This window comes from Vagococcus fessus (assembly GCF_003987565.1).
GTDB classification, from domain to species: domain Bacteria; phylum Bacillota; class Bacilli; order Lactobacillales; family Vagococcaceae; genus Vagococcus_D; species Vagococcus_D fessus.
Map to the genome: position 1 here is coordinate 40,938 of NZ_NGJY01000004.1, position 14,132 is coordinate 55,069.

16 protein-coding genes, 1 other RNA gene and 1 riboswitch are annotated in these 14,132 nt (G+C 34.5%); of the genes, 14 read left to right on the plus strand and 3 right to left on the minus strand.

Annotation, left to right across the window (positions count from 1 at the left end):
- Positions 1–7: 7 nt before the first annotated feature.
- The 4 genes from CBF31_RS11080 (at position 8) to CBF31_RS11085 (ending at position 1,724) form a co-directional block, all read left to right on the plus strand.
- Complete coding sequence (locus CBF31_RS11080; RefSeq protein ID WP_170167934.1) at positions 8–154, plus strand: hypothetical protein; 147 nt, start codon at positions 8–10, stop codon at positions 152–154.
- Positions 123–416 carry a hypothetical protein gene (locus CBF31_RS09370; protein WP_126832387.1) on the plus strand — a complete coding sequence of 98 codons (294 nt, stop codon included), beginning with the start codon at positions 123–125 and terminating at the stop codon, positions 414–416. The genes CBF31_RS11080 and CBF31_RS09370 overlap by 32 nt, the downstream gene beginning before the upstream one ends.
- 40 nt (positions 417–456) lie before the next feature.
- Positions 457–678: a hypothetical protein gene (locus tag CBF31_RS09375; protein WP_126832390.1), complete on the plus strand. Its 222-nt coding sequence runs from the start codon at positions 457–459 to the stop codon at positions 676–678.
- 68 nt (positions 679–746) lie between these two features.
- Entirely contained in the window at positions 747–1,724 is a 978-nt protein-coding gene (locus CBF31_RS11085) for an N-acetylmuramoyl-L-alanine amidase (protein ID WP_170167935.1), read from the plus strand.
- Positions 1,725–1,768: 44 nt separating this feature from the next.
- Here the strand turns inward: CBF31_RS11085 and CBF31_RS09385 are convergent, their stop codons facing one another.
- The 3 genes from CBF31_RS09385 to CBF31_RS09395 form a co-directional block, all read right to left on the minus strand.
- Positions 1,769–2,014: a hypothetical protein gene (locus tag CBF31_RS09385; protein ID WP_126832392.1), complete on the minus strand. Its 246-nt coding sequence runs from the start codon at positions 2,012–2,014 to the stop codon at positions 1,769–1,771.
- Positions 2,015–2,204: 190 nt separating this feature from the next.
- Positions 2,205–2,568, minus strand: a transfer-messenger RNA (tmRNA) gene (ssrA, locus tag CBF31_RS09390).
- Between the two features lie 104 nt (positions 2,569–2,672).
- A complete protein-coding gene (locus tag CBF31_RS09395; RefSeq protein ID WP_126832394.1) occupies positions 2,673–3,452 on the minus strand; it encodes a Cof-type HAD-IIB family hydrolase in 780 nt (259 codons plus the stop codon).
- A gap of 194 nt (positions 3,453–3,646) precedes the next feature.
- Here CBF31_RS09395 and CBF31_RS09400 point away from each other — a divergent pair, with 194 nt between their 5' ends.
- The 10 genes from CBF31_RS09400 to CBF31_RS09445 all read left to right on the plus strand — a co-directional run bounded on the left by CBF31_RS09400 (position 3,647) and on the right by CBF31_RS09445 (position 14,126).
- Positions 3,647–4,366 (plus strand): response regulator transcription factor, encoded by a 720-nt coding sequence (locus CBF31_RS09400; RefSeq protein WP_126832397.1) that lies wholly within the window; start codon positions 3,647–3,649, stop codon positions 4,364–4,366.
- Complete coding sequence (locus CBF31_RS09405; protein ID WP_126832399.1) at positions 4,366–5,814, plus strand: sensor histidine kinase; 1,449 nt, start codon at positions 4,366–4,368, stop codon at positions 5,812–5,814. The genes CBF31_RS09400 and CBF31_RS09405 overlap by 1 nt, the downstream gene beginning before the upstream one ends.
- A gap of 123 nt (positions 5,815–5,937) precedes the next feature.
- A complete protein-coding gene (locus CBF31_RS09410; RefSeq protein WP_126832401.1) occupies positions 5,938–6,219 on the plus strand; it encodes a UPF0223 family protein in 282 nt (93 codons plus the stop codon).
- Between the two features lie 2 nt (positions 6,220–6,221).
- Entirely contained in the window at positions 6,222–6,995 is a 774-nt protein-coding gene (locus tag CBF31_RS09415) for an inositol monophosphatase family protein (protein ID WP_126832403.1), read from the plus strand.
- A 144-nt stretch (positions 6,996–7,139) separates the two neighbouring features.
- Entirely contained in the window at positions 7,140–8,975 is a 1,836-nt protein-coding gene (gene typA / locus CBF31_RS09420) for a translational GTPase TypA (RefSeq protein ID WP_126832405.1), read from the plus strand.
- Between the two features lie 94 nt (positions 8,976–9,069).
- Positions 9,070–9,238: riboswitch (cobalamin riboswitch) on the plus strand.
- A gap of 119 nt (positions 9,239–9,357) precedes the next feature.
- A complete protein-coding gene (locus CBF31_RS11090; protein ID WP_170167936.1) occupies positions 9,358–10,323 on the plus strand; it encodes a methyltransferase domain-containing protein in 966 nt (321 codons plus the stop codon).
- Positions 10,323–11,318: an ABC transporter substrate-binding protein gene (locus tag CBF31_RS09430; protein ID WP_126832407.1), complete on the plus strand. Its 996-nt coding sequence runs from the start codon at positions 10,323–10,325 to the stop codon at positions 11,316–11,318. Before CBF31_RS11090 ends, CBF31_RS09430 begins: the two co-directional genes overlap by 1 nt.
- Positions 11,319–11,331: 13 nt before the next feature.
- Positions 11,332–12,384 (plus strand): FecCD family ABC transporter permease, encoded by a 1,053-nt coding sequence (locus tag CBF31_RS09435; RefSeq protein WP_211330838.1) that lies wholly within the window; start codon positions 11,332–11,334, stop codon positions 12,382–12,384.
- Between the two features lie 2 nt (positions 12,385–12,386).
- Positions 12,387–13,145: an ABC transporter ATP-binding protein gene (locus tag CBF31_RS09440; RefSeq protein ID WP_126832411.1), complete on the plus strand. Its 759-nt coding sequence runs from the start codon at positions 12,387–12,389 to the stop codon at positions 13,143–13,145.
- Between the two features lie 102 nt (positions 13,146–13,247).
- Entirely contained in the window at positions 13,248–14,126 is an 879-nt protein-coding gene (locus tag CBF31_RS09445; protein ID WP_170167937.1) for an N-acetylglucosamine kinase, read from the plus strand.
- Positions 14,127–14,132 lie beyond the last annotated feature (6 nt).

A 14,132-nucleotide genomic window follows, 5' to 3' on the forward strand; every position in this document is an offset into this window, starting at 1 on the left:
GTATTAAATGGAGAATAATATTACGCAAGAGGATTTATATGAATTAATTAGTTCGCAAGGTTCTGAAATACTTAACCTTAAATTGTTAGTTAATAGTCTGAATAGACAGTTAGCAGAAGCTAATGAAAGCAAAGAAAGCGAGGAATCAAAATAATATGTTAAAAATTGAAAGTAAAGACATCGTAACAAAATTTAAAGAGATTTATGTTGATGATGTATTAGTTATTGGACTATCAATAGAGGTAGATAGTTCAAGAAAAGTAACGAATGGCGTTAACAGAATTGTTTACGATGAAGATTTATATCTTGAAAATAAAGAAGATATTAGAGTTGAAATGAATAAGTTTCAATCAGAAGCATTTTTGCTAGAAGATACTAATCAATTAAATAAACAAAAAGATGAAGCTACTAAATAGTAAGCTTTTTTATTTTATAAAAATTTGAAGAGGGTGACGTATGAAGACAGAAGTGTTAGTGGCATTAATCACATTATTAGGGAGTGGAGTAGGAACGTTTGGAGGTGTGACGTATGGTTTGAAATTTTTAGGATATCGTATCGAGCAATTAGAAAAGAAAGTTGAGAAGCATAATAACGTGATTGAACGTACTTATATTTTAGAAGAAAAACAAAAAACAGCCAATCATCGAATTGATGATTTAGAAAGTAAAGTAGGTTAATTAGTAATTGAGAGTAGCCAATTTAATTTGGTTGCTCTTTTTTTATAAAAAAAGAAAAGAGGTTATTTATGAAAAATTTTAAAGTAACACGTTTAATTGTTTTAATGGCAGTTTTAATGGGTATCAGTGTCACTAGCACGGTATCAGACGCGAGTTCAGGCAATTCTGCGCATAGTTATGCAATAAGAACGTCAGAGCCATCGTATAAAATTGATACTACTTACAAATTAGGGGCATATGAAGGTTCTAGTCAAAAAGCAGTTAATAATTTCATTGTTCTCCATGAGGTTGGGGTCGATAATTCTCCAGCAATCAACAATGCTATTTTTATGAAACGAGAATGGTCCAATAATGGGGCATACACCTCATTTATTGTTGGAGATGGCGGTAAAGTTTATCAGGTAGGGGAAGATGGATATGTTCAATGGGGCGCTGGGACATATATGAATAACAACTCTCCAGTTCAAATTGAATTAGCGCGTACTAATAATAAAAAAACTTTTGAAAAAGATTATAAGGTCTATGTAACGCTTGCTCGTGACATGTCAAAAAAATATAACATTCCATTAACACTTGATAGCGCCTATCCAAATCGAGGTATTAAAACTCATTTATGGGTAACGCAAAACATTTGGGGTGACCATCAGGATCCGTATGCTTATTTAGCACGATGGGGAATTACTAAAGCTAAATTATCTAATGATATTAAAGTAGGTATTAAAACTGGAAATGAAGTTGTTCCGCCAAACAAACCTAATAAACCAGAAAAACCAAAACCACCAGTTGCAGCACCTAATGGTAAATGGATTAAAGAAAAAGGAACATTCAAACTTTCTGAAACCATTAACCTTAGAAATAAACCAGATACATCAAAAAATGTAATCATGCAGCTTGATAAAAACCAAGAAGTTAAATACGATCAATTCATTGTAGCTAATCAATTCGTATGGATTAGACAGCCTCGAGAAGATGGAACATTCGCTTATATGGCAACAGGAAACGTAGATAAAGGAGTTCGTTCAAGCTACTGGGGAACATTTAAATAAAATTAAAAGCCTATCTCATTTTGAGGTAGGCTTATTTTTTATGCTTACTTTTTAATGTAACGCTGCTTAGTTACTAAACTAGTTGTATTCATTTCATCAAAACATCTTCTGAAATAATGGGACCACTTAGTCATATTCTTCGCATTTTCTGCAGCTGCAACAGAATCGTAGATATAGACTTTTTGATATACACGATTAATGACTACATTACCTCTACGATATATTAGTTTTTCAATACTTTCCATCAGCTCGTCATACAGACGTTTTTCTAGTTGTTCTTTAGTTTCCATTGTATCACTCCTTTACAAGTAGATACGTAGGAACATTTCAATTTTATTATAATAGTAGGAAAAATATTATTTTGAATACGATATTGACTACGGTTTGTTTCTATTTCATTAGTTTTTATTCGTTAAGGCAAAATAAAAAAGCCTTATATAATAAGGCTTTTCGGTAATAATCCATTATATTCGTATCATATAATGGAGGCGGCGGGAGTCGAACCCGCGTCCAAGCATATCGCCACTTCAATATCTACGTCCATAGTTTTATGTTTGAGGTTTCGCTAAGATATCTGACACAAAACAAACATACTTCTTCGCTAGTCTGATGATCTCTTCTAACTATTGCAGACGGAAACGGTTAGCGTATCCCACTTAATTTGAGACCCTTACCCGGTACATGGGCGATACCGGAAGGATCTTCACCCGCTGTTTTTAGGCAGCTAAAGCGAAAGTGTTTTCGTTTTTAGCAGTTATATTTAACTGTTAACGTTTTAACGTAGACGTAACCTACGAAACGCAATTCAAGCGCGAACTATACCTGTCGAATCCGTAACGCCCCCTTAATAAAAAGTGGGTACGGTGTTAAAGTACAATATGTAGTATACCATAGGACTTTATAAAAAAAAAGAAACAGCTCCTAAAAAGAACAGGAGCTGTAGTGAAATTAAATTAAATTGAAATGTTTTAAGGCTTGGACAATTCCACCTTCAGTATTTTTAGCAGTGACATAAGTTGCTAATTCTTTTAATTCAGGGATCGCATTTCCCATAGCAATTTTATTGTCACAGGCTTTAAGTAAATCGATATCATTAGGACCGTCACCGAATCCGTATGTTGCAACGCCCTCAAGGCCAAGTTCTTTAACAAGAGCTTTGATACCCGTTCCTTTTGATCCACCTTTAGAAACCACATCGATCGAGTAAGGACCATTACGATAAAATGTTAGATCATCAAATTCAGCGTGATACTTCTCATCATCTGTTTGACCTAAGATAAGTAACATATTTAAATCGCGTTTTTCGTAATAAGTGGCATCAATTTCTGGCAAGTCAGAATGAATAAAAGCATATGAGTTTTTAGTATTTTCGCTATGTCCAGATACACGAATAGCATCTGGTGTATAGAAACCGATTTCTTGATTTAATTCAGCTGTTTTTTCCGCTAAACGACGGCATGTTTCTTTCGGGATAATCGTGTTAACGACTTCTTTTCCTTCGAATAAAACATATTGTCCATTCATCGTAATGAAAGAATCAATCCCAGCAGCGGCGCTAATTTCTTTAATTTCTAAATTAGTTCGACCAGTCGCAATAATGGGGATAATATTATTTTCTTTAAGTTGAGTCATAGCCTGAGCCACTTCTGGTGTTATTTTTGAATGTTTATCAAGAAGTGTGCCATCTAAATCAAAAAATGCTAAACCTTTAATAGCTGTTAGTGTCATATAAAAATCTCCTTACTAAATATAATAGATTAAGGATAACAGAAAGAAAGCGTCTTTACTATTAAAGACTATTTCGACAGTATGAAGAATATATGAATTTGTTGAAGGATATAAGAAATCATAGTTAGAAACAGTTTATAGTATCATTTTATAGTATAATTAAGAGAAGAATGTTTGGTAAAGGAGACGATAACATGAAAATTTTAATGATTGAAGATAATGAATCCGTATCAGAAATGATGCAGATGTTTTTTTTAAATGAGGAATGGGATGCAACGTTTAAAGATGATGGGAAAGAAGGTCTAGATGCGTTCTTAGAGGCCCCAGACAAATGGGACATGATTACGCTTGATTTGAATTTACCGACGATGGATGGTGTATCAGTGTGTCGTGAGATTCGTAAAGTATCAAGTACAGTCCCGATTATAATGTTGACAGCGAGAGATTCTGAAAGTGATCAAGTTATTGGATTAGAGATGGGGGCAGATGATTATGTGACTAAACCGTTTAGTCCATTAACTCTGATTGCTAGACTCAAAGCGCTGCATCGACGCGCTGAACTTAAAGAGCCAGGATCAGAAACTGAACCAACGAAACAAGCATTTGAAGTGGAAACTAAACGCTTTAAAATGAATACAAAAACAAGAGAAGTTTACCTAGATGGTGCTTTAATCACAGGACTAACACCAAAAGAATTCGATTTACTATATACCTTAGCTAATAAACCGAGACAAGTTTTCTCGCGTGAGCAACTATTAGAGATGGTTTGGGATTACCAATATTTTGGTGATGAAAGAACAGTGGACGCACATATCAAGAAATTGAGACAAAAGATTGAAAAAGTAGGGCCACAAGTGATTCAGACAGTTTGGGGTGTAGGATACAAATTTGATGATTCAGGAGTCAAAGCTTAATGAAATATCTTTTTCAACAGATGTTAGCATTTTGGGTAGTTATTTTGACAATTTTGGTTATAGTAGGTGTGTCGTTTACTCAGTTCACACGAGAAACGATGCTTAATACAACTTATGATCAGATGGAAGGCTATGCTGATGCTATTCAATACAACAGCATGAAAAAACCTGAAAACTTACTTTCTAATATTCAGTTGACTGAACGAGCTTTGAAGAATCAACAAATATTATTTATGGCCATTAATAGTGAGGAAAATATCGAATACCCATTTAGTGTACAAGGGTCTAAGCCGGCTTTCATTAGCGAAGAAAGCTGGGATGCGTTGAAAAAAGGGAGCGGCGAACCTGTAAGAGAAACGATTAAAGCGCCATTTGGTAATCAAGATGAAGAAGCGGCAGTAGTTTTAAAACCTTTATATGTAACCAATAGACAAGAAACGAAATTTTACGGGGCGATAGCAATTCTTCAACCCATAAAATATATTGAAAAAAGTATGGAAGATTTGATTGAGAATCTATTTAAAGGCTTTTTAATATCTAGTGTCATTGCGTTGATTTTTAGTTATATATTTGCGAAATTCCAAGTAAATCGGATTAATAGAATGAAAAAAGCCGCGAGACAAATTGCCGAAGGAAATTTTGATATTCATCTTGTCGCTAATGGTAAGGACGAATTAGATGAGTTAGCGGTCGATTTTAATCGAATGGCTAATGCTCTTAAGGAATCGAATGAAGAAATTGAACGCCAAGAAGACCGACGTAGGCAGTTTATGGCAGATGCAGCACATGAGATGCGGACACCTTTAACAACTATAAATGGCTTATTGGAAGGGATAGCCTATCAAGCAATTCCTAAAAATCAAGAAGAAAAATGTATTCAGTTAATGCGTAACGAAACGACAAGGTTAATTCGTTTAGTTAATGAAAATCTTGATTATGAAAAAATACGCTCCAATCAAATTAGTATGGTCATCCAAAAATTCAATGCGACGGAAGCAGTAGAACAAATCATTGAACAATTAAGCTCGAAAGCAGAAGCTTCTGGAAATGAGTTGAGAATGAATACGACTGAACCTGTTCCGGTTATGGCTGATTATGATAGATTTGTTCAAGTTTTAGTTAATATTGTGACGAATGCTATTCAATTTACACAAGATGGCTGTATAGATTTAACCCTTTCGCGTTCTGATGGTGTGACGAGTGTTGAAGTTAAAGATACAGGTATCGGGATGTCAGAGGATGAGGTTAAAAACATTTGGGAACGTTATTACAAAGTAGACCCGTCTCGTAAAAATACCAAATATGGGGAATCTGGCTTAGGATTAGCTATTGTTCACCAATTAATTAAGCTTCATAAAGGAACGATTGATGTTGAAAGTGTAAAAGGGAAAGGAACAGTGTTTACGATTCATTTTCCTGATTGTGAACCAACAGAAGTAAAAAAATAGTTCAATTAAAAAGAAGCCTTCTTATTTGTAAAAATAAGTAAGGCTTCTTTTTAGAGGGGTTAGCTCATGAACACTATTTTTGTTATACTAAGGTAAGAATAAAAAAATGAGGGTGATAATGAGATGGAAGAAAGTTATAGTTATCCACTAGATTTAGATTGGTCACAAGCGGAGATGGTTGTTGTGATGGAAATGTGGCAAGTGCTTGAAGATGTTTATGAGAAAGGCGTAGATAAAGTAACGTTTTTATCAGTTTATAAAAAATTTAAAACGGTTGTTAAAAGTATTGGTGAAGAGCGTCAGTTAGGTAAAGATTTTGAGGCAGCTTCTGGCTATTCATTATATCGTACAGTTCAGGAGGCTAAGAAAACTCCTGGAACTATTTTGAAAATGAAGGGAGCTTAATTATGCAGAGTGAGCAGTTAGTCCTGTTGATTAAAGATTGGCTAGAAGAAGTAAGTCAGTTAATAAAGACACGCTTGTCAGACCCATTAATAGTAGAAGAAAAGAGCAACCGATCTGATTTGGTTACAAATGTAGATAAGGAAGTTGAGACTTTTTTTGTTACCAAAATAAAAGAAAGTTTTCCAGAGGATAAAATACTAGGTGAAGAAGGTATTTGTGATAAAGTTGCTGATTTTTCCGGTCGAGTTTGGGTGATTGATCCTATCGACGGGACTTTGAACTTTGTTAAACAACAGGAAAATTTTTGTACTATGCTTGCGGTCTATGAGGACGGGATTGGTCAATTAGGGTTTATATATGAAATAATGACAGACGAATTATTATGGGCAGCAAAAGGTAAAGGAGCTTATTTAAATAGTAAACGTATCGAAGAGGTTAAAGATAGGACGTTGTCTGAAGGGATTGTTTCTATCAATACGCGTTTATTTTTAGAAGATACATTAGGGTTACAGAAATTTGCCTTAAACTCCTTGGCCGTTCGTATGACAGGATGTGCGGGATTGGCTTTTAAAGAAGTTGTCAAAGGAAATTTTGTGGCATATGTCAGTCGTATTCAACCTTGGGACTATGCAGCTGCTCGTGTTATTTTTGAGGAAGTTGGGTTAGAACTTATTAATTTAACCGGTAAGTCCCTAGAGCTTGATGAAAAGGTGATAGCCATGGGGGCTACACCTGCTGTCTATGCTGAGTATGTAAAACAGGACCCCGCGCAATAAAAATCGAACTTTCTGAAAAGTTTTTATTGTTTTTCATGCGGTTTTATTGTTATAATGAAAAGTCGAGTTAATTTGAAATTAAACTTATGGGGTAAAACTTATGCTCTGTAGGTACGCTTTATAAATAGTGAGGAGAATGAATAAGTGAAATTAAGAGAAGATATTCGTAACGTTGCCATTATCGCCCATGTCGATCACGGTAAAACAACAGTCGTAGATGAAATGTTAAAACAATCGCAAACATTAGATGGACATACCGCTTTAGACGAGCGCGCAATGGACTCAAATGATATTGAAAAAGAACGTGGTATTACAATTTTAGCTAAAAATACAGCTATCAAATATAATGACAAACAAATCAACATCTTAGATACACCAGGACATGCCGATTTCGGTGGAGAAGTGGAACGTATCATGAAAATGGTTGATGGTGTTATCTTAGTAGTAGATGCTTACGAAGGAACAATGCCCCAAACACGTTTCGTACTTAAAAAAGCTTTAGAGCAAAAATTAACACCAATCGTGTTAGTTAACAAAATTGATAAACCTTCAGCTCGTCCTGCAGAAGTAGTTGACGAAGTATTAGAATTACTTATCGAACTAGGAGCAGATGACGATCAATTAGACTTCCCAGTTATCTATGCATCAGCATTAAACGGAACATCAAGTTTATCAGATGATCCAGCTGACCAAGAAGAAACTATGAACCCAGTGTTCGAAACAATCTTAGACCATATTCCAGCACCAGTTGATAATAGCGATGAGCCATTACAATTCCAAGTATCATTACTTGATTACAATGACTACGTTGGACGTATTGGGATTGGCCGTGTATTCCGCGGAACAATCAAAGTAGGAGATAGCGTATCTCTTATGAAATTAGACGGAACTGCTAAAAACTTCCGTGTTACTAAAATCTTTGGTTTCTTCGGTTTAGACCGTGTTGAAATTGAAGAAGCTAAAGCAGGGGACTTAATCGCTGTTTCAGGTATGGAAGATATCTTCGTTGGGGAAACTGTTACTCCAGTTGACCATCAAGATGCTTTACCAATCCTACACATTGATGAGCCTACTTTACAAATGACATTCTTAGTAAATAATTCTCCATTTGCTGGACGCGAAGGTAAATTCGTAACGTCTCGTAAAATTGAAGAACGTTTAGTAAGTCAATTACAAACTGACGTGTCACTTAAAGTTGAAAATACTGACTCACCAGATGCATGGACTGTATCAGGTCGTGGAGAATTACATTTATCAATCTTAATCGAAAACATGCGTCGTGAAGGTTACGAATTACAAGTATCACGTCCAGAAGTTATCGTTAAAGAGTTTAATGGTGTGAAATGTGAACCATTCGAACGTGTACAAATTGATACTCCAGAAGAATATATGGGTTCAATTATCGAATCATTAAGCCAACGTAAAGGTGAAATGCAAGATATGATCCATACTGGTAACGGACAAATTCGTTTAATCTTCTTAGCTCCAGCTCGTGGTTTAATCGGATACACAACTGAGTTCATGTCAATGACTCGTGGTTATGGTATCATGCACCACACATTTGACCAATACTTACCAATGATTTCGGGCGTTATCGGTGGCCGTCGTAATGGTGCGTTAGTATCTATCGACACTGGTAAAGCAACAACATACTCAATCATGAGTATCGAAGAACGTGGTACTGTCTTTGTTGAACCAACAACTGAAGTATACGAAGGTATGGTTATTGGTGAAAACTCTCGTGAGAATGACTTAACAGTTAACATTACGAAAGCTAAACAACAAACAAACGTCCGCTCAGCAAATAAAGATCAAACTAACGTTATCAAAAAACCTAAAGAAATGTCTTTAGAAGAATCATTAGAATTCTTGAATGAAGATGAGTACTGTGAAGTAACTCCTGAAAACATTCGTTTACGTAAAAAAATCTTAAACAAAGCTGAACGTGAGAAATCTCAAAAGAAAAATAAAAAAGCGTAATTTTTAAACTCCCTAAATTTTAGGGAGTTTTTTTGTTAGCAATGTATGAAAAAAATAATTTAATTAGTGAAAAATGTTGCAATTGGAAAACGCTTTCTTTATACTGGGTATGAATAGCTGCATAAGGAAAAGGAATGGGGTGGAAATCCCCAGCAGACCCTTTCTACTGTAACATGGACGAAATCTCAAACAGTCACTTCAAGGGAAGACGAGATAGTAGGATGAAATGGAGCCAGGATACTTGTTCTTATGTGAAAAAACTGACAATTGGATTGGGAAAATTGTCTTGTGGTTCTTTTCAGTGGACAAGACTGTCGATTAATCTACAAGACATTTCTATTTAGAGATGTCTTTTTTTGTCGTATAGAAATGGAGGTGAAATATGTCTAATTATCTTTGTAAGAAGTGTGGCTATCTTTACAGTGAATTAGATGGAGATAGTAAAAATGGTGTTTCGAAAGGAACCACCCTTGAAAAATTGGAGGGTACGATGTGTAGTATGTGTTGGATGAAAAATCCCAAACGCTATAATAAGTTTGATCAACCTTATTGTGATATGGAAGCTCAGTATTATCTTTATATCTGTGGTAAGTTTAATTTCAGTTTTTATGAGAAAAAGCTTATAGAAAAATATTCAAAAGAAAGTATGATTTTAGAAGTAGGTTGTGGAACGGGGAGATGCACGCAAGAATTTATAAAAGCTGGTTACACTGTTCATGCACTAGAAGAAAGTGAGGAAATGTTAGAAGTAGTTTCTAAGCAAAAGTGGGCTAAAAATGATACTTTTCAACTGCTGCACAAAGACTATTTTAATTATGGTGATAATAATGGTTATGATTTAATTTATTTTGGAGATACTACCTTTCAAGAATTAGTACAACAAAGGTCTTTAAAGTATGTCCTGGAGAAGGCTGATAATTTCTTAAGACCAGGTGGAGAAGTTTGGTTAGAGCTAATGATTCCAAGTGAAATAAATTGGGAATTTAAAAGACGAAAGTTAATAAATCCCCAGAAAACTCTTTATTTTTTTAACAGTGGTGAAGTAAATCTTTTTAGCCAAATTATTTATTATACTTCTACTTTTGAGATCTATCTTAATGGGAAATTTCAAGAAAGTTACCGCCAAGAAAGAGAATTAGCACTTCTTTTTGCGCGTGATATTAAACATGCGTTTAAGGAAGTATTTGATGTTATTGAAGAAGTTGAACTACCTAAAATAGATGAAGTGATTATAGATGAGTATTCTGATAATCAAAAAAAAGTTTGGGTAGATGGAGGGTATCCACTGCCTAGGACTAATAAAAAACAACGCAGCTTGTTCTTGCGATTAAGAAAGAGGGAATATTAATGTTAATAAAAAAAAATATAGCTAAAGTATCTTTAATTTTAGCAACTGTAGGACTAGTTACAGGATGTGCTAATAATAAAAATGAAGTGGAGAAAAGTAAAGAAGAGCCAAAAATGGAAGCTGTAAAAATAAATAATTATAATTATTCAGGAGAAAAAATTGAGCTGGATTTTGCTAAGGTACCTGAGAGGGTAGTTACTGTATATCAAAGTCCAATAGAGATTATGTTAGCCCTAGGATTAGAAGATAAAGTAGTTGCCGCTTCACAATTAGATAGTGATGTTAAACCTGAATTTAAAGAAGCTTTTTCTAAGATTAAATATTATGATAAAGCACCTTCAAAGGAAGAAATTATGGGTTTAAAACCGGATTTAATATATAGTTGGACCTCCTATTTTGGACCCGAAACATTAGGTGATGTTCACGATTGGATACACCGAGGAACTAATACATATATGATGCAGAATAGTGGTGCGGTAAAACCTGAAACATTACAAAATGAGTATGATGATATTTTAAATATAGGAAAAATATTCAAAGTGGAAGATAAAGCTGAAGTAATTGTGAAAGAAATGAAAAATGAAATTAGAAAGGCGAAAAAAATTGTAGAGGGAAAAGAACCCATTAAGGCAATAATTGTAGAAGTTTCTAAAGAAGGAATGTACCGTGTTTATGGAAAGGATACCGTTGGTGGTGATATGGCTTCTCAGTTAGGAGCTGAGCTTGTCGGCTCTGATAAAAAAAGTATCGGCAAGGAGGACTTAATTCAATTAAATCCAGATGTTATATTTAGTGTCTACTATGGTGAACAGATAGAGCGTGAACAAGCCGTAAAATCAATTGAAGATGATAGTAGTTTAAAAACATTGAAAGCAGTAAAAGAAAATAGAGTCGTTCCAGTGGTTTTAAGTGAAGTTTATGCAACAGGAATCAGAACATTTGACGGGATACAAACAATTTCTAATGGCTTGTATCCTAATTTAAAGGAAAAATAAAGGTATCATGAGAATGAAAAAATGGAAATCTGTATTAGGGATGAGCTCAATAGTAGGAATATTACTTATTGTACTTATATTCTCGACGATTTACTCAGTAACAGTGGGGTCAGTAATGATTAAGTGGCAAGATGTTTATCAAATTATATGGCAGAAAATTTTTCCGCAATTAGCAAATTTCAAAGAGGTTGATGTTAGTTTTATTGATATCGTTTGGTTAATTCGTTTACCAAGAGTTATTTTAGCGATATTGGTAGGAGCTTCTTTAGCCCTGTCAGGGACAGTTATGCAGGCCTTGGTTAAGAACCCGTTAGCTGATCCGTATATATTAGGTATTTCATCAGGTGCGTCATTAGGTGCTACATTAGCTATTATGTTGGGTGTAGGAGCTTCATTAGGAAATAATTTTATTGGTATAGCAGCTTTCATAGGTGCGTTAATTTCTTCTTTTCTGGTTCTATTTATTGGAAATATAGGACGAAGGACTGATATTGGTCAATTATTGCTTGTGGGTGTAGCGGTGAGTTCGATTTGTTCTGCTGCTTCTAGTTTTATCGTTTTTATGTCTAAGAATAGAGAAGGGATGCAAACATTAAATTTTTGGTTAATGGGAAGTATTTCTGGTGCAAACTGGGAGTCGATAAAGGTCCTATTTCCTTTAGTACTATGCGTTAGTATTTTTTTTATAATTCAGGCTAGGATATTAAACTTGATGGTTCTGGGTGATGAGACAGCAAGTTATTTAGGACGAAATTTACAACTATATCGAGTGTTATATATTATTATCATATCATTATTAATTGGTTTTGTAGTTTTTAGTTGTGGCGTTATTGGGTTTGTGGGCCTTGTTGTACCGCACATCTCTCGTTTAATGGTTGGTGCTAATCATCGTAGAATGTTACCTATCAGTTTACTTTTAGGAGCGCTATTTTTATTATGGTCTGATGTACTGACTAGGGTTATTATACCAGGTTCAGAAATTCCAATAGGGATTATAGTGTCAAGTGTTGGAGGACCGTTCTTTTTATATCTAGTTATAAAAAATTCGATAAAAAGGAGGGAATAGTTATGGTATTTAAAGTTGATCATCTTCAACTTGAATTAAATAATAAAAGTATTTTGAATGATATTACTTTACAAATAAAAAAAAACACATTTGTTGGAATTATAGGGGCTAATGGAAGTGGAAAAAGTACGTTATTAAAATGTTTAACAAAAAATTTAATGGCTTATAGTGGTATTATACATTTTGACGGACAAAACTTGAGAGATTGGAAAAGGAGAGATCTTGCTAAAGAAACAGCGGTTGTCTCACAAGTTAATGATATGCAATTTGATTTTTCTGTACTTGAAATGGTTTTGATGGGAAGAGAACCACATAAAGAGTGGTGGCAATCAGAAACTATAGATGATCGTTCTATTGCAATCAAGGCATTAAGCAGTGTCGGATTGGATCATTTAGAAGCTAGTAAATTTTCAAGCTTATCAGGAGGAGAAAAGCAACGTGCTTTATTAGCCAGAGCCTTGGCCCAAGAAACTGATTGCTTGATATTGGATGAGCCTACAAATCATTTAGATGTATCAAACCAAATAGCTTTTATGAATTTAGTTAAAGGGTTACCGTTAACAGTTATTTCTGTGATACATGATTTGAATTTAGCGGCTAATTATTGTGATTATATCTATGGACTTAAAAATGGCAAGTTAGTAGTGGCTGGAAAAACTACGGAAGTTCTAACAAGTCATACTATTAGGCAGCTGTTTGATATAGAAACAGAGATTTATAATTTGAAGAACCAAACTCAAATAGTTTATTTATTGAAGTAAAAGGGGATGGGCGGTAGTCGACTGTATTTTAAGTATTTGCTATTTTAAGTTGATTGGTCTATACTAACTTAAAATATAACGCTTATTTTTGGAGGGATACATTTGGAATTTTTGATTGGAATAGATTGCGGGGGAACATCGACAAAAGGGACAGCTTATGATTTAGATGGGAATAAATTGATGGAAGTCCAAAGAGGACAAGGGAATGTGTTAGTGAATTTTGAAGAAGCAGTAGCGAATATTCAAAGTATTATTACAAAGTTTTTAACTGAAATTAGAGGGAAATGTCAACATATCTTATGTGGAATAGCGGGGATTGACGGAGAAGGTATGAAAGAAAAGTTAGCTGAATTATTAGTAGTAAGAGAGTCAGAATTAACTTTAATGAATGACGGACAGTTGGGGTATTTGAAACATATTGGCAAGGAAGATGGTGTTTTCTTGATAGCAGGAACAGGCTCCTTAGTTGTGATAAGATGTAATGGTGAATTTAGGCGAGTAGGTGGATGGGGCCACCTTTTAGGAGATGAAGGTGGGGGGTATTGGTTAGGTAAAAAAGTAGTAAAAAACTACTTAAATGAAGAAGATCAAGGAGTACCTAACTCACTTTTAAGTTATAAAATAAAAAAAGCACTTAAAGTAAATACGCCCAGAGAAGCCGTTCAGAAATTTATGTCCTTAACAAAAAAAGAAGTGGCCTCACTAGCTATGGTGGTATCAGAGTCAGAAAAAGAAGGAGATATGACAGCTACAAAAATATTGGAAGAAGCTGTTAACCAGTTACTTGAACAGCTTACTAATGCGTTACATTATTTTGACGACAAACAAAAAATAAATTTAGCAGTAGCAGGGAGCGTCGTTGAAAAAAATGATTATGTGAGGCAGAGTTTGATTGAAAATATATCACCGTGTTATAAATTTCTAACACCAAATAACCAGTATGATAATACAGCAGCTGTTTTAAATTATTATAAAAATTAAAAATAA